The following is a 19,405-nucleotide window of genomic DNA, read 5'->3' on the forward strand; positions in this document are numbered from 1 at the left end:
CTCAGTGGGCGGATCTGGCCCTTGGCATGGCCTTGTCCATCCTGCCGCCCTGGTCCGGCGGTCCGTGACCGGTAGACCGTCCGGGGCCGCAGGTTCCCACCCGGAGCGGGCGTCTTCTGCCACCTGAAGTCTTCCTCGTCGGCTCACCGTGCCACGGTTGCGAGGACATCGTGGCCCAGTCGCTGGATGACGTCCGTGGCGAGCCGGTGCCGCACCAGCTTGCCGTCTCGGGTGGAGCGCACCAGGCCCGCGTCGCGCAGGGTCCGCAGGGCGCGGGAGACCTGTGGCTCGCTGGAGCCGAGTCGGGCGGCGAGCTCCGACGTGGTGATGGGCTCGCCCAGCAGATGGCGGCACAGCTCCATCCGGGCGGGCGAGGTCAGCGCCATCAGCCGGTGGTGCAGATCCCGCACGGTCAGCTGTCCGGCCAGGGAGGTGCCGCGCGCCGCGTACTGCACCACCACGCACGACGGGTGCTCGTTCTTGACCGTCAGATGCGGCCACACCCGGGCGGACGGGACGAGGACGAGGGGGCGCGGGGCCACCTTCACCTCGTCGATCTGCAGCTTGTCCAGCCGTACCCGCTCCCCCGGTCCGACCCGGGCCGCCGTCGGCAGCAGTTCGGTGAGCACATCCGCGGGCGAGCGAAGCGAGATGGGGGTCCCCCCGGCCGAAGCCCCCCAGCCTCCGGCCGGGGGTGCCCCCAGGGGGCGGGCGGCCAGTCGGCGACGTACCTCCCGCGCGTGGTCCTCCAGGGCCGGCCGCAGGGTACGCCAGTCCTCGGCGAAGAACGCGGTGTCGGCGTTCCGCAGCACCGCCAGCAACCGGTCCCGCAGCTCCAGCGGTGCCGCCACCAGCTGCCGCGCCAGTTCACCGCGGGCGTAGGAGCGGCGCAGGCAGCGGCGGGTGTAGTCCTCCGCGGCGGCGGTGCCTGCGCGCAACTCGCGGGCCGGCGGAACGGGCTGTGCGTTGGTGCCGAGGACCCCTGGCGCCACCAGCTCGAGGAAGTCCTCGGCCGACAGCGCCGCGATCGCCGCCAGCTCCTCGTGAAGGCTCGCCGCGAGCGGCAGCGCACGGGGAAAGAACAGGCGGCAGCGGTAGCGGGCCCACAGAGGGGCGAACACGGTCAACTCGTCGTGCAGCTCTGGTCCCGCCGCGGCGGCGCGGGCCGTCCAGCCGGCGGCCTCCGAGTGGTGCTCGGGTTCGGCGAGCACGTGCAGGCTCGCCATCAGTTCCGACAGCGCGGAGGGCCCGACCGCGAGGTCCGCGGGGCCGAGCCCTCCGAGGTCGAGGACGATGCTCACGCCGTCAGCGTACGGCCGGAGTTCACCGTACGGGCGCGCCCGGACCGAGCGGGATGCCCAGCAGGTACCAGGCGAAGAACAGCAGTACCCAGACCACCAGCATGATCATGGCGACGGGCAGGGTGAAGGAGACCAGGGTGCCGATGCCGGCCTTGCGGCGCAGGGTCTGCAGGTAGCCGACGCAGAGCATGAACGAGGTGCTCATCGGGGTGATGGAGTTCGTACAGGAGTCGGCGATGCGGTAGAGCGCCATAGTGGTGGCCGGGCTGGTGCCGAGCAGCATCAGCATCGGCACCAGTGCCGGGGCGACCAGGGTCCACAGGGCGGAGCCGGAGGTGATGAGGAGGTTCATCAGGGCGACCGCGACGATCAGCAGCGAGAACAGCACCAGCGTGGGCGCGCCCAACTGCTTGAGGAAGTCCGCACCTTCGACCGCGACGACCGTGGCGATGTTGGTCCACTTGAACAGGGCGAGGAACTGGGAGACGGCGAAGAAGAGCACCAGCAGCGGTGCGATGGAGCGCACTCCCTCCGCCATGAACTCCGGAATCGCGCGGCTCCCCCTGATCCGCCCGGTGAGCCTCCCGTACACGGCGCCGATCAGCAGGAAGAAGACGGTGAGGAAGACAGCGATGGCGTTCATGAAGGTGGACTCCACGATCGCGCCCCCCTCGCCGCGCAACGGCGACGAGGCGGGCAGCATCGCGAGCACCATCAGCGCGGCGTAGCCGAGCACGGCAAGGCCGGTCAGCTTCAGGGCCCGCCGCTCGGTTGTGTCGTCGACCTCCGCGGCGACGACCCGCTGTGCCGCGGCGGCCTCCAGGTCCGGGTCGGGGGTCAGATGGTGCTCGCGCTTGGCAAGGATCTTGTCCACGACCAGGGCGATGGTGCCGGCCAGCACGAAAGCCGAGACGGTGGTGAAGTACATGTTGTCCGTCGCGCGGACCACCACGTCCTTGTCGACGAGCTGCGCGGCCTCGGTGGCCACGGAGGCGAACAGCGCGTCACCCGGGGCGATCAGCGGGTTGGCGTCGCCTGCGGCGTTGATGGAGACGAACGCGACGATCATGCCGAGCATCGGCGAGCGGCCCACCGCGCGGAAGGCCACCGCCCCGAGCGGGATGAGGACCACGTAGGCGGAGTCGGACAGGAACTTGCCCAGTACGCCGCCCAGGGCCACGCCCAGGACGACCGTGCGCGGGGACAGGCCGGACAGCATGCGGCGGGCCAGTGCTTCGAAGAGTCCCGACCGCTCGGCGACCGCGACGCCGAGCATCACCATGAGCACGGTGCCGAGTGGGCCGAAGGTGACGAAGGACTCCTCGGCGCCGGTGATCAGGTCCCGTACGGCGTCCGCCGACAGGGCGCTGCGTACGCCGACCAGGTCACCCGAGGAGGGGTCCTCGACCTGCAGGCCGGAGGCGTTCAGCGCCGAGCTGACGAGGGCGACCACCCCGCACAGGATCCAGAACAGCCAGAACGGATGCGGCAGTGCGTTTCCCGCACGCTCGACCAGGTCGAGGAGCCGGGAGCCACGGCCCCCCTCGTCGGGCTCCGGGGCCTGCACCTCCTGGGGGCGGTGGGCAGGTGTGGTCATGGCGGCCTCCTGTGAGGACGGTGAACGAGGGCACGACGCGGCCGCGTGGCGAGCGCTGTGTGGGAAACAGAGACCCGGAACCGCGCACGATCCGTCGCAAGGCACGGGGCGTGTTGCCGGGTTGCGCTGCACAGTAGGTCCCGTGTCCGGCCCCGTCACCGTTCGGCGGAACAGTTGACCTGATGACGTCAAGTGATCGCCAAGATCGGGGCCGTTGCTTAGCGTCACGGGAATGACCTCGTACGACACCTCCCACACCTGCCGGCCCGAACCCCTCCAGGGCGGCGCCCTGTGGCGGCGTACCCTGCGCGTTCCCATGCGGGACGGCATCCGTCTCGCCGCCGACCTGTACTCCACCTCCCCCGAACCGGAGACGACCGCGCTTCCCGTGCTCCTCGAGCGCACCCCGTACGGCCGGCGCGCGCAGCGCGGTTCGGACCAGGACCGCGGTGACGCGCCGGTCCCGCAGCCCGAGGACATCGCCCGGCACTTCACCGATGCCCGCTACCACGTCGTACGGCAGGACTGCCGGGGCCGCGGCGACTCCGAGGGAACGTTCGTGAAGTACCTCGGCGAAGGCCCGGACGGGGCGGACACGATCGCCTGGCTCAGGAACCAGCCGTGGTGTGACGGCAGGGTCGTGATGACGGGGGTGTCCTACTCCGCCCACGTCCAGGCAGCCGCAGCCGCCGAGGGGGCGACGGGGCTCGCCGCCATGGTTCAGGACTCGGGCGGTTTCTCCTCCGCGTACGACGCGGGGATGCGGATGGGCGGCGCCTTCGAACTGAAGCAGGTGACCTGGGCACTGCGGCAGGCGCTGAACAGCCCGGAGGCCGCGGCGGATCCGGTGCTGTCCGAGGCACTGTCGCGGGTTGACGTGGCGGGCTGGTTCGGTGCGATGCCGTGGCGGCCGGGCTGCACGCCGCTACGGCACCTTTCGGCGTACGAGGACTACTTGCTGGAGCAGTGGCGGCAGGACACCTTCGGGGACTACTACCGCAACCCGGCGATCTACGGGCGAGGCTTCTACGAACGTTTCCCGGACGCGCCGAGCCTCCACCTGGGCAGCTGGTACGACCCCTACGTCCGCTCCACGATCGAGAACTTCACCGCCCTGCGGGAGCTGAAGTCGGCCCCCTCCTACCTGGTCATGGGCCCGTGGACGCACGGGCGCCGCTGCGACACGTACGCCGGAGACGTGGACTTCGGCCCGCAAGCAACACTGGACGGCAACCTCGCCCCGTCGTACCTGGAGCTCCGCCGCCGCTGGTTCGACCGGGCGCTGGGCCGGGAAGACGAAGGGAATCCGCAGAGCGGAGACCTTCCCGCCGTGCAGTACTTCCTGATGGGCGGCGGCGACGGCCGAAGGGATGCGGCCGGGCGGATGCGGCACGGCGGCGCATGGCGCACCGACGCCCACTGGCCGCCGGCGTCGACGGCCCCCGTCGCCCTGTACCTCACCGCCGCAGGCACCCTCACCCTCTCCCCGCCTGCCGTGGCCGCCGCGTCGGTGACCTACGACTTCGACCCGCGCCACCCGGTACCCACCATGGGAGGCCAAGTCACCTCGGGCGAGCCGGTGATGACGGGCGGGGCGTACGACCAGAACGCCCCGGACGTCCGGGTGTACGGGGCCCGTGAGCCGTATCTGCCGCTGGATTCCCGCCCGGACGTGATCAGCCTGACCACTCCGCCTCTCGAGCGGGACGTGGTGCTGGCCGGCCCGGTGTCGGCCAGGCTCCACATCTCGACCACGGCCCCGGACACCGACTTCACCATCAAGCTGATCGACGTCCACCCGCCCAACGCCGACTATCCGCACGGCTTCGCCATGAACCTCACCGACGGCATCGTCCGCTGCCGCTTCCACCGCTCCTACGAGAAGCCGGAGTTGCTCACTCCGGGCGAGGTGTACGAGATCGAGGTCATCGCCCCCGACACGGCAAACCGCTTCGCCGCCGGCCACCGCATCCGGCTCGACGTCTCCTCCAGCAACTTCCCCCGCTTCGACGTCAACACCAACACCGGCGAACCGGAGGCCGCCGCCCGCCGCACCGTCATAGCGGTGAACACCATGCATATGAATGCGGAGCACCCCTCCCACCTACGGGTGTGGCTGGAAGGAGGCGCGGACGCACTCGCGTAGCCGGACAGCCGCGTGTCCGCCGAGGCTGCCCAGGGATCAGCTGGAGCGATCGGATCATTCTGGCCGGGGCGCTTCGGCCCTTGGCGCCTCGCTCATGCCGTGGTGGGCTACTCGATCAGAGCGCCCGCAAGCCGTGCTCCCGGAACTGGTCGCGCACCCGCTCCGTCAGGTCCGGATCCGGCGTAGGTGTGTCGCGCAGAGGGAAGGGCATGCCCAGCGCGTCGTACTTGTGGGCACCCAGTTTGTGGAACGGCAGGACGTCCACCCGGTCGACGTTGCCGAGCCCGGCCAGGAAGGCGCCGAGGCCGTCGACGGCCGCCGGGTCGTCGGTCCAGCCGGGCACCAGGACGTAGCGGATCCATTGGGCCGTTGGGCCCGGACCCGGCCGGACGAGAAGAAACGGGAAGAAGGAGAAAAGACCTTCAGGCCGTGAGGTCCACCCCGTACAGGGTGTGTCCGCCGACGAGTTCACGCCCGGTGGCCAGTTCGGGCTCGATGCGGACGAAGGCCTCCTGCGGCGCGGGCGCCCAGGAGGCCGGGCCGGTGCGGGCCAGGCGTTCGTGCTCGGCGGGATCGGTCACCACCGTGGCCGTGCCCGTGACGACGACGCTCCACCCGGAGTGCCGGGCCGCGTCGACGTCGTCGGTCTCGAAGGCGACCACGGCGCCGTCGATCGCGCGGACCAGTTCCGAGGTCGCGGAGGTGCACAACAGGACCGCGCCGTCGTGGTCCAGACTGAAGTTGACCGGCAGCACGGCGGGCAGAGCCCGGCGCGTGTAGACGATGCGGCCGACGGGCACCTTGGCCATCAGCCGCAGGCACTCCTGCCGCTCGAGTTCGCGGAAACCGTCATTGGCGTACATCGGCCGGCCCGTCCTTCGCGTGGTACAGAGGTACTGCTGTCCTTCCACCGTGAGCCGGACGAGGTCCGGGCGTGAGGGGCCATGGGTCCCGGCCCTGCCGGAGAACGACCCGTTGTCCCCACCCCGATCGATCCCGCAGTGAGCCCGGCCTTCCGGGGAGGCGCTGGTACCGCTCTGGCCGGTCGGCCGCTTCGCCAAGAGGGGGCTCGGATGTCCGGCACGACGCCACCATGGGTTCCCGGCGCGACAGCAACGCTCCGCACTTCTGTGGCTCAGTGCCGGACCAGGGTCCGAACGGGTCGACGGGACGCCTCGGTCATCCGCCTGGCCGTCGGCCGGCGCCGGCTGCGGCGCCGCTGCGCCCGTAGCGCCAGCACGTCGAGCGCGGCGCTGAGCACGAAGGTGACCGCCATGGAGATCACCAGGAGGACGGCGAACAGCCTCCAGAACTCCGGGGTCAGTGACGTACCCACGACGAACACCCCCTTCCAGCGGGTTGTCTCCCGACTTCATCGAACCGCCGGGCCCGTTCCGGCACAGGGGCCCAAGGGCTCCCACGGGGTACCGGGCGGCCCGGCCATGGGGCCAGGTGGCCCATGGCCCAGGAGGGGGCACGGGAGCACGCTGGACGTGACAGGTTCGTCGCCCTGATCGGAGGCACGTCATGAACGCTCCCGCCACGGCCAGCATGCTGCAGTCGCTGCCCGCCGAGCACCGGCAGCGGCTGATGCGCTTCGCCCGGGAGGTGTCGTTCCCCCAGGGCACCCGCCTCTTCAACGAGGGAGGCCGCGCCGACCGGTTCTGGATCATCCGTACCGGCACCGTCGCCCTCGACATGCACGTGCCCGGCCGCCGCGCCGCCGTCATCGAGACCCTCGGCCACAACGAACTCATCGGCTGGTCCTGGCTGTTCGCCCCGCACACCTGGCACCTGGGCGCCGAGGCGACCACTCCCGTGCGCGCCTACGAGTTCGACGCCACCGCGATCCGCTCGATGTGCAAGGACGACCCCGCGCTCGGCGCGAACGTCGCCCAGTGGGTGGGCGACGTCCTCGCCCACCGCCTGCACTCGGCCCGCACCCGGCTGCTGGACCTGTACGCCCCCTACGGCAGCGGCGGCCTCCGGTGACCGCGCCGAGTCGAAGTGACAGCTCCGAAGGAGGCACCATGCACGGCACCCCGCACATCGTCAGCGACGTGATGACCCACACCGTCGCCGCCATCGGCCGCGGCGCCCCCTTCAAGGAGATCGTGCGGATGATGCAGGACTGGAAGGTCAGCGCCCTTCCTGTCCTGGAGGGCGAGGGCCGGGTCGTCGGAGTGGTGTCCGAGGCCGACCTGCTGCCCAAGGAGGAGTTCCGCGACAGCGACCCCGACCGGTACACCCAGCTGCGGCGCCTGTCCGACCTCGCGAAGGCCGGCGCGGTGACCGCCGGGGAGCTGATGACCTCGCCGGCCCTCACCGTCCACGCGAACGCGACGCTCGCCCAGGCCGCGCGGACCATGGCTCACGCCAAGGTGAAACGGCTGCCCGTCGTCGACGACGTGGGCATGCTGCAGGGCATCGTCAGCCGCGCCGACCTGCTCAAGGTGTTCCTCCGCGACGACGAGGACATCGCGGAGGAGGTCCGTCGGGAGGTGATGTCGTACCTCTTCCCCGCGCCGACGTCGGCCGCACGCGTGGCGGTGCGGGACGGGGTCGTGACGATCGGCGGTCGCATCCGGGACACGTCCCTTGTCCCCGTGGCGGCACGTCTGATCCGGGCCGTCGAGGGGGTCGTGGACGTGGAGTTCGACGTCTCCGAGCACGGCCGTTCCTCGGAGAGGCCCCCTGCCCCGTCGAGTCACAACGAGAACGCCTCACCCTCGTGAACCGCCCCGAGTGAACGTCGATACTTCGCGGCGGAGACTTGGCGGCGTTGCGCACGCCCGCAGGCACGCGCTGATTCGGTCTGTGTTGCGCGAGGCCACGTGCCCCGTAGCCGTGGTGCCGTCGTAGGTACGGCCATGGCGACGACACCGGTGCCGAGCACGGGTGTCTGGACGGGCACAGCGTCCCGGCCCGCCTTTATGTGTGCGTCAGCTCGTCGGCGACATGTGCCGCCCACGTCTCGATCGCGGTGAAGTCGCGGAAGTCTCCGCCCTTTCCGTTGCGGAGGAGCATCCGCGCGACCCATCCCTTCGCACCCTCCTCCAGGCAGCCCCCGAAGGTGACGTGCTCCCTGGCGTCCAGCTCGGCCATGGCCTTCTTCACGCCGGGTACGGGCGGGATGTCCTTCTCCGAGGCCGAGGGGTCGAGCGGGCCGCTGCTGAACAGCCACAGGGGGCGTTCGGACAGGGCCCTGCGGTGCCGGCGGATGAACCGCCGGGCGTGCTTCTGCCAGCGTCCGGCGTACAGTCCGCCGCCGACGACCACCGCCTCGTACGACGCCACACTCGTCACGGACTGGGCCGGAAGGGCCTCGACCGTCAGCCCGTACTTGCTCAGCACGTCGGCGATGGCTTCGGCGATCTGCGCCGTCGATCCGTTCGTGGTTCCGTAGGCGACCAACACGGTGCCGGTCATGGCGGTACACCTCCTCTCATACTCGGCGCAGCCAGTCGTCGGCCACGCCGTGCAGTGCCTGTTCCCGGGTGTGCAGGCGCGCGTCGTCCAGGTCCACCACCGGCAGTCCGTTGATCCGGTGGGCCGCGAGCATCCTCGCGACCTCCTTGAACGGGGTGCCGTACGTGGCGCGGACGACGTCCGTGGTCATCACGGAGCCGACCTTGTTGTGCTTCATGTCCATTTTCCCTTCTCAGCGGAGTCGGCGCAGGTAGGGGTCCTGGGGCCTGCACGGCACCAGGCGGATCCGCGCGTCCGGCACGGTGACGCCAGGACCGGGGCGCAGCGCGGGGAGGTGATCAGGTCGTGTACGTCGTGGTCCGTGAGCGGGCGAGCCGGGCCGCGTCGTCGGCCGAAGTCGCTTGCGCTCACGGCTGTTCAAAAGTGGAGCCCGAACAATTCGGCGGTCACCGAAATGTCACCCGTCTAGGGTCGGCTTCATGAAGATCTCCTCCGGCCCCGGACGCCGGCGTACCGGGCCTGTACCGGCGGCAGCAGCGGCCATCGCCGCCGGCGGGGCCTTGGCGTGACGCCGGGGGAGATGCTCGCCGTGTTCGGCGCCGGTGTGAGCGCCGGTGCCATCAATACCGTGGTCGGCTCGGGAACACTGATCACCTTTCCCGTTCTGCTCGCCACCGGTCTCACCCCTGTCACCGCCACGGTTTCCAATGCGCTCGGCCTCATCCCCGGCAACATCAGCGGAGCCTTCGGCTATCGAAGAGAGCTCAAGGGGCAGGGCCGACGCATCCTGAAACTCAGCGTCGGCGCCCTGCTGGGCGGTGTCACCGGCGCCATCCTCCTGCTGGCCCTGCCCGCCACCGCGTTCGAGTTGATCGTGCCGGTCCTGGTGGGCTTCGCCCTCGTCCTGGTCTCGGTCCAGCCGCTGATCAGCAAGCGGATGCGCCGCAACGCACCGAGCGACACCAACCGTCGCGACGGTGGCCCGCTGCTGTTCGTCGGCCTGACGCTGGCCAGCGTCTATGGCGGCTACTTCTCCGCCGCCCAGGGAATCATCTACATGTCCCTGATGGGTATACTCCTCGACGAAACGATGCAGCGCCTCGTCGCCGTCAAGAACGTACTGGTCGCCGTCGTCAACGCGATCGCCGCGCTGTTCTTCCTCTTCGTCGCGGACTTCGACTGGACCGCCGTCGCGCTCATCGCGGCCGGTTCCGCGCTCGGCGGCCAGCTCGGAGCCAAAGTGGGCCGCCGCTTCAGCCCCGCGGTGCTGCGGGCCCTGATCGTGACGATCGGTGTCGTCTCCATCGTCCAGCTTCTGCTCCGCTGACGCACGGAGCTGCGCGTCGGCGCTTCTCACGAGCCGGGCACGGCAGAGTACGGTGCAACATCTCCTTTTTCGGCCGGCCCGGTACCTTCCGGAACATCGCCAGGGTCATCGAGGACTTCATGACGTACGTTCCGAGGTCATCGGCCTCGACCCGTGACCCGGCAGCGAGCCGCCCTCACGCAACGGCGTGATGTAACGGGTCGCACTGACTTCCTTGAGCATCGCCCCAGGCCACTGGGGCGATGCTGTTTTCCACCCGCCCGAAAGGATCACCGTGACCGCCGAAGACCTCCCCCTCCAACTCGCCCGCACGAAACGCTTCTCGCTCGGCGTGCCCCGCGCCTTCACCGTCTCCCCCGACGGCGACCGCGTGCTCTTTCTGCGCACCACGAGCGGCCGCTCCACGACCGGCTGCCTGTGGCTGTACGAGGACGGCGAGGAGCGCCTGCTCGCGGACCCGTTCGCGCTCGGCGACGGCGGCGAGGTCCCGGAGGCCGAACGGATCCGCCGGGAGCGGGCACGCGAGACGACCGGCGGGATCGTCTCGTACGCCACCGACGAGGCCGTCCGCCTGGTCGTGTTCACGCTGTCGGGCGCCCTGTGGACCGTGCGCACGGACGAGGGCGTACCGCGCCGGATCCCCACGGCGGGCCCGGTCGTCGCCCCGCACCCCAGCCCCGACGGCTCCCGCATCGCGTACGTGAGTGACGGTGCCCTCCGCGTCGTACGCATCGACGGCACGGCCGACCGCGCGCTGGCCAGGCCGGAGCACCCGGAGGTGACGTACGGACTCGCCGACCACGTCTCCGCCGAGTCGCTGCACCGTACGCGGTCCTTCTGGTGGTCGCCGGACGGGGAGGAGCTGCTGGTGGTGCGGGTCGACAACTCGCCCGTCCAGCGGTGGTACATCAGCGATCCGTCGGATCCCACGCGCCCGCCGCGCGCGGTCCGGTACCCGGCGGCGGGCACCGCCAACGCGGAGCTGTCGCTGCACGTGGTGGGACTCGACGGCGACCGCATCGGGGTACGGCTCCCCAAGGAGGCCGCCGAGGCGCATCCGGCGGGCGAGTGGACCGACGCGGCCTTCGAGTACGTCGTGGAGGCGGGCTGGGGCGATGCGGGCCCCTTCGCCGTCGTACAGACCAGGGACCAGCGCTCGGCGTATCTGCTCCGCATCGACGCGTCGACCGGTACGACCAAGAGGCTGCACCACCAACGCGACGCCGCCTGGCTGGAGTTCGTGCCCGGAACGCCGGTCCATACCGCCGCCGGCCCCGTCCTCACCACACAGGACGTGATCCGCGGACTGTGGATGCCCGCGACCGGAGTGCGTACGCCCGAGGACATGTACGTCCATGATCTGGTCGGCGTGGTCGGTGAGCGGATCTTCTTCGTCGCGAGCGAGGAGCCGACCGAGTCCCACGTCTGGTCGTACGACGCGGTCGGCGGCTTGGTGCGGCTGACCGACGAGCCGGGCGTGCACAGCGCCGCCGTCGGGGGCGGCACGGTCGTCCTGGACAGCAGGACGCTCGACGGGCAGACGGTGACGGTGCTGCGGGACGGCAGGCCGGCCGGGCGGATCCGGGTGCTGGCCGAGCGGCCCGTGACCGAGCCGCGGCCCCGTTTCCTGACGCTCGGCGAGCGGGAACTGCGAGCAGCGCTCTACTTGCCGGAGTCGTACGAGCCGGGGACGCGTCGGCTGCCCGTGATCGTGCACTCCTACTCGGGGCCCGGCCTGCAGACCGTCGTGAAGGCGGCGGCCTGGTGGCACGCGGTGAACCAGTGGTTCGCCGAGCAGGGCTTCGCAGTGCTGTCCGTCGACGGGCGGGGCACGCCGGGGCGTGACCGGGCGTGGGAAGCGGCCATCCACGGTGACCAGTTGACGCCCGTGGTCGAGGACCAGGCGGACGCCGTGCGCGCGGCGGCGGAACTCTTCCCGGAGCTGGACACGAGCCGCGTGTCGATCCGCGGCTGGTCCTTCGGCGGCTACCTCGCGGCGGGCGCTGTGCTGCACCGGCCCGATGTCTTCCACGCGGCCGTCGCGGGCGCGGCCCCGACCGATCTGCGCCTGTACGACACGCACTGGAAGGAACGCTTCCTGGGGCATCCGGACGTCCAGCCGGAGAACTACGAGCGCTGCTCCCTGGTGGCGCACGCGCACAAGCTCACGCGTCCCCTGATGCTCGTCCACGGAATGGCCGACGACAACGTGGCGCCCGCGCACATGCTGCGCTTCTCGGCGGCGCTGCTTGCGGCGGGCCGTCCGCACAGCGTGCTGCCGCTGCCCGGTTCGACCCACTTGGTCACACAGGAGGGCGTGATAGACACCCTGCTCCGGCTTGATCTCGATTTCATCAAGAACTCAAGTACTTTGTGAACGACCTTGGTGACGTCCGCGTACACCTTGATGTGGATCAGCGCGTTCCGCGTTGATCCCAAGCACATCTGCACATCTGCACATCTGTGGAAGGGACCGCCACATGTCCAGCGAATCGCTTCAGCGTGCTCAGCCCGCGCCGGCAATCTGTCGCCGCACCATCCTCGCGGCACTCGGCGCGGCCGGTGCCACCGCCGCGCTCACCGCCTGCGGAGGCTCCGACGACAGCTCGTCGGGCTCGTCGGGCTCATCCGGCTCCTCCGAACCATCCGGCTCCGGCGGCTCCGGCGGCTCCGGCGGCGGTGAGGCGCTGGCCAAGACCAGTGAGATCCCGGAGGGCGGCGGCAAGGTTTTCGCCGACCAGAAGGTGGTCGTCACCCAGCCGACGGCCGGCGAGTTCAAGGCCTTCTCGACGACCTGCCCGCACCAGAAACAGCAGGTCAACGCCGTGGACAACGGCCTGATCACCTGCCCCGCTCACGGCAGCCAGTTCAGTGTCACGGACGGCAGTGTCGAGAAGGGGCCCGCGACCAGTGCGCTGACCGCCGCGAACATCACCGTCGAGGGAGACTCGATCACGCTCGCGTGATCTTGCGCGGACGCCTGAAACAGGCCAGCACCTCGTCCGTGGTGGTGATGGTGGCCACCAGGGCGAGCGTGTTGCGGACCATTGCGGGGGTGTAGTCGGAAGGCACCCCCGCGATGGCGTCCCTGGGCACGACGGCGGTGTAGCCGCGGTTGACGGCGTCGAACACGGCGTTGGGTATGGCCACGTTGGCCGAGACACCGGTCACGATCAGCGTGCGGCAGCCCAGGTTGCGCAGCAGCGGGTCGACGTCCGTGCCCGCGATCGGCGACAGCCCGTGCAGTCGGCGTACGACGAGATCCTCGTCGGCGACCTCGATGGGCGGCGCGACGCGTACCGCCGTCGTCCCCGACAGTTGCTGCACCGGCAGTCGCTCGGCGGCCCGGAACAGCCGGGCGTTGTGATTGGCGCCGCGCCCGTCGGGGCGACGTTCGGCGATCGCGTGGATCACCTGTACTCCGCTCTCGTGCGCCCCGGCGACCAGCTGGGCGATACGGGCCAGGACACCCGACGCGCGTGCCTCCTTGGCGAGTTCGGGCAGCGCGCTGTCCTGGCCGACGACGCCCTGCTGGCACTCGACGGTCAGCAGGACCGTGGTCGCGGGGTCGAGGAGTTCACTGAGCTCTTCGTACGACGGCATGGCTCCCCCTGGGACGGACGGGTGGCGCTGCGGTGGCGGGCGAGCGTAGCGACCATTGCGTGAGGGCGGAAGACGCCGCATGATTTCCTGACGCCCAGTCAGAAAAGTCAGAAAAGAGGAACCCACATGACCACCACGCAACGCCGGGGCCGAAAGATCATGATGATCCCCGAAGAACTGGACGAGTTCCTCACCACCCAACGCACCTGCCGAGTAGCCACCGTCTCGGCAGACGGCGCCCCTCACCTCAGCGCCCTCTGGTTCGCCTGGGACGGCACCTCCCTCTGGCTGTACTCGATCACCCGCAGCAAACGGTGGGCCGACCTGCAGAGGGACCCCCGCATCGCGGTGGTCGTAGACGCAGGCGACGAGTACGGAGAGCTGCGGGGCGTGGAACTGTCGGGCACGGTCGAGTTCGTGGGCGAGGCCCCGCGCACGGGCGAGCCGTATCCCGAACTCGACGCCGTGGAGCGCCTGTTCGCGCAGAAGAACTTCGGCCTGAACGAGATGCCCCACGACGGCAGACACGCATGGCTCCGCCTGACCCCGGAGTCGATCAAGTCATGGGACTTCCGCAAACTGGCTGCACTTTGACGACAGGGGGTTCCGGTAGCGCCCCTTCAGGGGCGCGGGGCTGTGTCAATGTGCGGCTCCGCCGCGTGGGCGCGACCAGCCACGACGCACCCGCAGCCGCGACACGCAGTGTCACCCACCACCCCGGGGCGGGGGTCTGGGGGCGCAGCCCCCTCACGCGGCGGAGCCGCAAATTGATACAGCCGGGAAGGGGCGGGCTCGGGGAAGAAAACCCCTACGACCCCCCAGCGGAGCGCAACGCCTCAACAGCCGCCCGAACAGACGGCCGCCGATCCCCATCGGCACGCCACACCGCGTACACATGCCGGGTGACACGCTGACGAACCGGCACCGTACGTACACCGTCCGGCACCGCCCCACGCCCGAGGCGAGGCGCGACACACACGCCGAGCCCCGCAGCAACCAGCGCAAGCTGCGTGTGGTGCTCCTCCGCCCGATGCGCGACAACCGGCTCGATCCCCTTGGCGCGAAGCGTGAAGAACAGCCACTCGTGGCAGAACTCCCCCTCGGGCCAGGCGATCCACTCGTCGTCGGCGAACTCCTCGAGATCCACCTCGTCCCGCCCGGCAAGCGGATGCCCGGCAGGCATCGCCACATCGGCGGCATCGTCAAGAAGCGAGGCCTTGACCAGCCCCTCCGGCACAGGCAACGGCTTGTTGTACCAGTCGAGCACGACCGCCATGTCGACATCGCCGCGAACCACCGCGAAAACGCCTTCTTCAGGTTCCAACTCCCGCGACCGAACCCGCAGTCCAGGATGCTCGGCCCGCAGCGCGGCAAGCGCCGCGGGAAACAGCCCGCGCGCGGCAGTCGGGAACGCGGAAAGCCGCAACTCCCCCACCACCTGCCCCCGCTGCGCCTCCAGATCGGACTGCGCCAGCTCGACCTGGGACAGAATCCGCGCGGCATGATCGGCGAGCAACCGCCCGGCGTCGGTGAGCCGCACCCCCCGCCCGTTCTTGGCGACGAGCCGCTGCCCCACCTCCCGCTCCAGCTTGGACATCTGCTGGGACACGGCCGAGGTCGTGACATGCAGCCCTTCGGCCGCACGACTGACCGAGCCGTGCCGGGCAAGGGCATCGAGGGTACGCAGACGCTCCAGGTTCAACACATAAGCAATGCTACGAGATACCGGACAAGAAATCTCGCTTGTACTACGAGATCGCCCAGGCCATCGTGGTCGACATGAGCGCCGCCACCCCAAGCCGCCACCACCCCCGAACCCGCACTCCCACCAGCACCCGCATCCGCATCCGCACCCCCACGACTCAACCCGACACCGCCGCGCCGAAGCCCCGCCGAGCCCTCGACTGGCGCATCCGCTTCGGCATCCTCTCCCTCATCTGGGGCTTCAGCTTCCTGCTGATCAAGGTCGGCACGGAAGGGTACGCGCCCTTCCAAGTGACGCTGGGGCGACTGGTGTTCGGCACCCTGGTGCTCGCGACCGCGCTGGCCTGGAAGCGGGAGCGGCTGCCGCGCCGGACGCGGACCTGGGCGCATCTGGCAGTCGTGGCGTTCTTCCTCAACGCCCTCCCCTTCTCCCTGTTCGCGTACGCCGAGCTGACGATCCCGTCCACGCTCGCGGGGATATGCAACGCGACCTCACCCCTGTGGGGCATGGCCCTGTCGCTGGTCGCCCTCTCCGAGGACCGGCCCACCCGCCGCCGGGTCGCCGGCCTCGGCATCGGCTTCCTCGGCGTGCTCACGGTGCTCGGTGCCTGGCAGGGCTTCCACGGTCTCGACGCCACGGGCACGGCGCTGGCCCTGCTGGCCTCGCTCAGCTACCCGATCGGCTGGATCTACCTCCGACGCACACTGGCCGGCTCCAGCCACTCGAACCTCTCGCTTACTGGCGCCCAACTGCTGCTGGCGACAGCCCAGTTGGCCGTGGTCACGCCACTGTTCACCACCTTGCCGGACCGGTTCGCGGTCCTGCCCCTGCTCGCGATCGTCGCACTCGGCGCGCTGGGCACGGGCGTCGCCATGCTCGTCCAGTACGGCCTGGTCGCCGAGGTCGGCCCGACGACGGCCCAGATGGTCACGTACTTCATCCCGGTCATCGCCACCGCGGCGGGCGTCGCGATCCTCGGCGAGTCGCTGACCTGGTCGACACCGGTGGGCGCGGCCATCGTGCTGGCGGGCGCGGCACTCACGCAGTCCAGGCCCAAGTCGCAAGCGTAGGGGGCGAATTCAGGCGTAACGGCGCGCGGGCGCCGGGTCGATGACGGAGGCTACCGCGTCCGCCAGCGGCCCGATGTCGTGCGCGGCGAGCGTCGAGACGGTGATCCGCAGGCCGGGCGGCGAGCTCACCCGGAAGCCCGCGCCCGGCGCGACAGCCCAGCCGGAGTGCAGCAGCCGTGCGACGGCGCCGGTCTCGTCCGGCACAGGCACCCATACGTTCATCCCGCTGCGCCCGTACGCCTCGATGCCGCGCTCCGCGAGCGCGGCGATCAGCGCGTCCCGCCGGCGCCCGTACGCCGCCGCCACCGCCCGCACATCCACCGCACCGCTCTCCCACAGCCGCACGACGGCCCGTTGCAGCAGATGACTCACCCACCCCGGACCCAGCCGCTGCCGCCCCTGGACGCGGTCGGTGGTGATCCGGTCGCCGGTGAACACGGCGAGCCGCAGGTCGGGGCCGTACGCCTTGGCGGCCGAGCGCACGAAGGCCCAGTGGTGGGTGACTCCGGCCAGCGGGTACAGGGGCAGGTCGACGATGCGATGGCCGTGGTCGTCCTCGATGAGCAGGGTCTGAGGGTGCTCCTCGATCACGGAACGCAGCGCACGCGCGCGCGTGGCGCTCACGGCGGCACCGGTCGGGTTCTGCGCGCGGTCGGTGACGATCAGCGCACGGGCACCCGAGCGCAGCGCGCTCCGTACGTCGTCGGGTAGCGGCCCTTCGTCGTCGACGCCGACCGGGAGCGTACGCAGCCCGAGCGCCGGGGCCAGGTCGAGGACACTGCGCCAGCCGGGGTCCTCAACGGCGACCGCGTCCCCGGGCCTGAGGTGGGCGGCCAGCACGCGCTCGATGGCGTCGAGCGCTCCGGAGGTGACGGTGACGGGCCCGTCCGGCACTCCGTCCGCGTCCAGGTCCGCACGGACGAGCCGCGCCAACTCCGGTTCCACGGCGGCCTCTCCGTAGAGCATCGGCTCGCGGTCCGAGTGGGCCGCTGCCGCCGCGAACGCTTCGGCGAGGGCGGGCAGCAGGGCCGGATCCGGGTTCCCGTCGGACAGGTTCCGTACCCCGGGCGGCACCTCCAGGCGCGAGAGCTCTCGCGCCGTCGTGACCGGCTTGGGGCGTACGCGGCTGCCGCGCCGGCCCGCGGTCTCGATGACCCCACGCTCCCGCAGCGTGCGGTACGCGGCCGCGACGGTATTGGGATTCACGCCGAGATCGGCCGCCAACTCCCGCATGGGAGGCAGCAGTTGACCGGGCTCAAGGCCTCCCGCGCCCACCGCGCGCTCGACGCTGGCCGCAATCTCGGCTGCGCGTCTTCCTTCGATCCGATACTCTCCTAGCACAAAGCACAGTATGCACTAGTGCAATACATTCAGGCAAGCGTGCACGCCGAGCACGCAAGCGACCGAGCACACGGAACAACACGGAGAGCTGGAGACCCCGATGACGCAGACGGCCCCGCGGCCCGCCGCCTACACCCCGAGCGACCGCACCATCCCCACCCGCTCCCGCAAGCGTGCCGCGTACGACCAAGAGACGGTGCACTCGATACTCGACGAGGGGTACGTCTGCCATCTGGGCTTCGTCCGCGAGGGAGCACCGGTCGTGCTGCCCACGCTGTACGGCCGGGTCGGTGAGCGCCTGTATGTGCACGGCTCGACGGGTTCGCGTCCGCTACGGATGGCCGGACAGGCCGAGCCGGGGCTCCCGGTCTGCCTCACCGTCACGCACGTCGACGGTCTGGTGCTGGCCCGCTCGGCCTTCCACCACTCGCTCAACTACCGCTCCGTGGTGGTGCACGGCATCGCCCACCAGGTGACGGACCCCGACGAGAAGCGAGCGGCCCTCGACGCCCTCGTGGACCAGGTGGTCCCGGGCCGCTCGCAGGACTCCCGGCCCGCCAACGACAAGGAGCTGGCCGCCACCGCCGTACTCCGACTCGACCTGGGCGAGGTCTCCGCCAAGCTCCGCACGGGCGGCCCCAACGACGAGCCCGAGGACCTGGACCTGCCGCACTGGACCGGAGTGGTGCCGCTCCACAAGGGATACGGCACCCCGGTCCCGGCCGACGACCTGGCCCCGGGCGTCGAACTGCCCGACTACCTGACGACGCTCTGAGGCTCCTCCTCAGGCGTCTCGGGCACCTCCCGCGTGCGCTCCGCGCCGTCTCGCGCCTCCGCGACCGCGAGCCCCGCGACCGAGCCGAGCATCAGCAACGTACCCACGAGCGTCGCCGCGGTGAGCCGCTCGCCGAGCAGCCCCACGGCCAGTACCGCCGCGCTCACCGGCTCCAGGAGCATGATCACGGAGACGGTGGCCGAGCGGACGACGGCGGCCCCCGCGAAGTACAGGGCGTATGCGAGGGCGGTCGGGATGGCGGCGACATACGCCAACAGGGCTAGAACCAGGGCAAGTTCGTCGGTGCGCGGCACCAGTCCCTCGGTCAGGCCGAAGGGCAGCAGGCACAGTGTCGTGACGGCGAACGCGCCCACGGTGGTGGAGGACGCGTCGGCCCCGCCGTCGCGCCCCCACCACCGGGTCAGCAGCGTCATCACGGAGTACCCGGCGGCGGACACGAGCGCGAGCGCCACACCCCAGGGCCGCACCGTCGCACCCTCGCCGCCCAGCACCAGCACCGCGAGCCCGGCGAGCGCACCGATGACGGCGGCGGTGCCGCCCCGCCCGAGCCGCTCGCCCATGGTCAGCCGCGCCCCGAGCGCGATGAGCACGGGCCCGGCGCCGAGGGTGACGACGGTGGCCACGGCGAGTCCGGTCGCCTCGACGGCGGCGAAGTACGCGGTCTGGAAGACGGCGAGACCGAGCCCGGTGATCCCGGTCCGCAGCAGGGTCGTACGAGCACGAAGGCGCGGCCGTGCGGTGCGACGCGGCCGGGGCCGCAGCAGCCGGGCGGCGAGGAGCAGAAGGAGCCCGCCCGCACAGCGCCAGAACGACAGGGCGATGGGACCCATGTCGCTCGCCCGGTAGACGAGCGAGGCGGCCGCGCCCGCGGTGCCCCAGGCGGCACCGGCGACGGTCAGATAGAGGAGGCCTCGCCCGATGGGCAGGCCGGAAGCAGCATTCGACACGTGTTCTCTCCGCAGATACGCAGTTCGGAAAGGACCACGTCACGCGCGGAACACAGCGCACAGCACAGCGGCGCGTGGAAGGTCCTCGGACTTCGTCTGCGGGCAGCACCGTTCCGCCCGGCCGGCGGTCGGGCGTGGATTCC

At 70.8% G+C, this 19,405-nt stretch carries 18 protein-coding genes and 3 pseudogenes; 9 read left to right on the forward strand and 12 right to left on the reverse strand.

Going from position 1 to position 19,405, the window contains the following annotated elements; genetic code table 11:
- Positions 1 to 143 precede the first annotated feature (143 nt).
- On the reverse strand, positions 144 to 1,301 hold the full coding sequence (locus OP79_RS38080) for an ArsR/SmtB family transcription factor (RefSeq protein WP_033327051.1): 1,158 nt from the start codon (positions 1,299 to 1,301) through the stop codon (positions 144 to 146).
- 22 nt (positions 1,302 to 1,323) lie between these two features.
- Positions 1,324 to 2,898 carry an AbgT family transporter gene (locus tag OP79_RS38085; RefSeq protein ID WP_051745262.1) on the reverse strand — a complete coding sequence of 525 codons (1,575 nt, stop codon included), beginning with the start codon at positions 2,896 to 2,898 and terminating at the stop codon, positions 1,324 to 1,326.
- A gap of 232 nt (positions 2,899 to 3,130) precedes the next feature.
- Between OP79_RS38085 and OP79_RS38090 the strand changes: the two genes are divergently transcribed.
- On the forward strand, positions 3,131 to 5,044 hold the full coding sequence (locus OP79_RS38090; RefSeq protein ID WP_033327053.1) for a CocE/NonD family hydrolase: 1,914 nt from the start codon (positions 3,131 to 3,133) through the stop codon (positions 5,042 to 5,044).
- 115 nt (positions 5,045 to 5,159) lie between these two features.
- On the opposite strand, the pseudogene OP79_RS38095 reads toward OP79_RS38090, so the two are convergent.
- From OP79_RS38095 to OP79_RS38105, 3 genes and pseudogenes are all read right to left on the reverse strand, one after another.
- Positions 5,160 to 5,405 (reverse strand): annotated as a pseudogene (locus OP79_RS38095) (pyruvate formate-lyase-activating protein); the annotation flags it as partial.
- 61 nt (positions 5,406 to 5,466) lie between these two features.
- The gene (locus OP79_RS38100; RefSeq protein ID WP_033327056.1) at positions 5,467 to 5,907 is read right to left on the reverse strand and encodes a pyridoxamine 5'-phosphate oxidase family protein; all 441 of its coding nucleotides are present in this window, start codon (positions 5,905 to 5,907) and stop codon (positions 5,467 to 5,469) included.
- A gap of 272 nt (positions 5,908 to 6,179) precedes the next feature.
- Positions 6,180 to 6,380 (reverse strand): hypothetical protein, encoded by a 201-nt coding sequence (locus tag OP79_RS38105; RefSeq protein WP_033327127.1) that lies wholly within the window; start codon positions 6,378 to 6,380, stop codon positions 6,180 to 6,182.
- 191 nt (positions 6,381 to 6,571) lie between these two features.
- Here OP79_RS38105 and OP79_RS38110 point away from each other — a divergent pair, with 191 nt between their 5' ends.
- Positions 6,572 to 7,036: a Crp/Fnr family transcriptional regulator gene (locus tag OP79_RS38110; RefSeq protein WP_033327057.1), complete on the forward strand. Its 465-nt coding sequence runs from the start codon at positions 6,572 to 6,574 to the stop codon at positions 7,034 to 7,036.
- A 38-nt stretch (positions 7,037 to 7,074) separates the two neighbouring features.
- Positions 7,075 to 7,779, forward strand: a complete 705-nt coding sequence (locus OP79_RS38115; protein ID WP_033327058.1) for a CBS domain-containing protein — start codon at positions 7,075 to 7,077, stop codon at positions 7,777 to 7,779.
- A 196-nt stretch (positions 7,780 to 7,975) separates the two neighbouring features.
- Here OP79_RS38115 and OP79_RS38120 read toward each other — a convergent pair whose 3' ends face one another.
- Both OP79_RS38120 and OP79_RS38125 read right to left on the reverse strand, forming a co-directional pair.
- Positions 7,976 to 8,473, reverse strand: a complete 498-nt coding sequence (locus OP79_RS38120) for a flavodoxin domain-containing protein (RefSeq protein ID WP_033327060.1) — start codon at positions 8,471 to 8,473, stop codon at positions 7,976 to 7,978.
- An 82-nt stretch (positions 8,474 to 8,555) separates the two neighbouring features.
- A pseudogene (locus OP79_RS38125) lies at positions 8,556 to 8,690 on the reverse strand (CBS domain-containing protein); the annotation flags it as partial.
- Between the two features lie 348 nt (positions 8,691 to 9,038).
- On the opposite strand from OP79_RS38125, the gene OP79_RS38130 reads away from it, so the two are divergent.
- Positions 9,039 to 9,800, forward strand: coding sequence for a sulfite exporter TauE/SafE family protein (locus OP79_RS38130; RefSeq protein WP_033327064.1), 762 nt, complete (start codon positions 9,039 to 9,041; stop codon positions 9,798 to 9,800).
- A 115-nt stretch (positions 9,801 to 9,915) separates the two neighbouring features.
- Here the strand turns inward: OP79_RS38130 and OP79_RS58670 are convergent.
- Positions 9,916 to 10,022 (reverse strand): annotated as a pseudogene (locus tag OP79_RS58670) (HipA family kinase); the annotation flags it as partial.
- 52 nt (positions 10,023 to 10,074) lie between these two features.
- On the opposite strand from OP79_RS58670, the gene OP79_RS38135 reads away from it, so the two are divergent.
- Together OP79_RS38135 and OP79_RS38140 are read left to right on the forward strand one after the other, a co-directional pair.
- A complete protein-coding gene (locus tag OP79_RS38135; RefSeq protein ID WP_051745264.1) occupies positions 10,075 to 12,177 on the forward strand; it encodes a prolyl oligopeptidase family serine peptidase in 2,103 nt (700 codons plus the stop codon).
- 103 nt (positions 12,178 to 12,280) lie between these two features.
- On the forward strand, positions 12,281 to 12,766 hold the full coding sequence (locus OP79_RS38140) for a Rieske (2Fe-2S) protein (protein WP_033327066.1): 486 nt from the start codon (positions 12,281 to 12,283) through the stop codon (positions 12,764 to 12,766).
- Here OP79_RS38140 and OP79_RS38145 read toward each other — a convergent pair.
- A complete protein-coding gene (locus tag OP79_RS38145; protein WP_033327068.1) occupies positions 12,753 to 13,403 on the reverse strand; it encodes a cysteine hydrolase family protein in 651 nt (216 codons plus the stop codon). The two genes, OP79_RS38140 and OP79_RS38145, sit on opposite strands and share 14 nt — an antisense overlap.
- Before the next feature lie 126 nt (positions 13,404 to 13,529).
- Here OP79_RS38145 and OP79_RS38150 point away from each other — a divergent pair, with 126 nt between their 5' ends.
- On the forward strand, positions 13,530 to 13,997 hold the full coding sequence (locus OP79_RS38150; protein WP_033327070.1) for a pyridoxamine 5'-phosphate oxidase family protein: 468 nt from the start codon (positions 13,530 to 13,532) through the stop codon (positions 13,995 to 13,997).
- Positions 13,998 to 14,211: 214 nt separating this feature from the next.
- Here the strand turns inward: OP79_RS38150 and OP79_RS38155 are convergent, their stop codons facing one another.
- The gene (locus OP79_RS38155; RefSeq protein WP_033327072.1) at positions 14,212 to 15,108 is read right to left on the reverse strand and encodes a LysR family transcriptional regulator; all 897 of its coding nucleotides are present in this window, start codon (positions 15,106 to 15,108) and stop codon (positions 14,212 to 14,214) included.
- Positions 15,109 to 15,146: 38 nt separating this feature from the next.
- Here OP79_RS38155 and OP79_RS38160 point away from each other — a divergent pair, with 38 nt between their 5' ends.
- Positions 15,147 to 16,178, forward strand: a complete 1,032-nt coding sequence (locus tag OP79_RS38160) for a DMT family transporter (protein ID WP_033327074.1) — start codon at positions 15,147 to 15,149, stop codon at positions 16,176 to 16,178.
- A 9-nt stretch (positions 16,179 to 16,187) separates the two neighbouring features.
- On the opposite strand, the gene OP79_RS38165 is transcribed toward OP79_RS38160, so the two are convergent.
- The gene (locus OP79_RS38165; RefSeq protein WP_033327076.1) at positions 16,188 to 17,519 is read right to left on the reverse strand and encodes an aminotransferase class I/II-fold pyridoxal phosphate-dependent enzyme; all 1,332 of its coding nucleotides are present in this window, start codon (positions 17,517 to 17,519) and stop codon (positions 16,188 to 16,190) included.
- Positions 17,520 to 17,619: 100 nt separating this feature from the next.
- Here OP79_RS38165 and OP79_RS38170 point away from each other — a divergent pair, with 100 nt between their 5' ends.
- Positions 17,620 to 18,294 (forward strand): pyridoxamine 5'-phosphate oxidase family protein, encoded by a 675-nt coding sequence (locus tag OP79_RS38170; protein ID WP_033327078.1) that lies wholly within the window; start codon positions 17,620 to 17,622, stop codon positions 18,292 to 18,294.
- On the opposite strand, the gene OP79_RS38175 is transcribed toward OP79_RS38170, so the two are convergent.
- Complete coding sequence (locus OP79_RS38175) at positions 18,276 to 19,262, reverse strand: DMT family transporter (RefSeq protein ID WP_033327081.1); 987 nt, start codon at positions 19,260 to 19,262, stop codon at positions 18,276 to 18,278. The two genes, OP79_RS38170 and OP79_RS38175, sit on opposite strands and share 19 nt — an antisense overlap.
- Positions 19,263 to 19,405 lie beyond the last annotated feature (143 nt).

This window comes from Streptomyces yerevanensis, assembly GCF_000716805.1.
Taxonomy (GTDB): domain Bacteria; phylum Actinomycetota; class Actinomycetes; order Streptomycetales; family Streptomycetaceae; genus Streptomyces; species Streptomyces flaveus.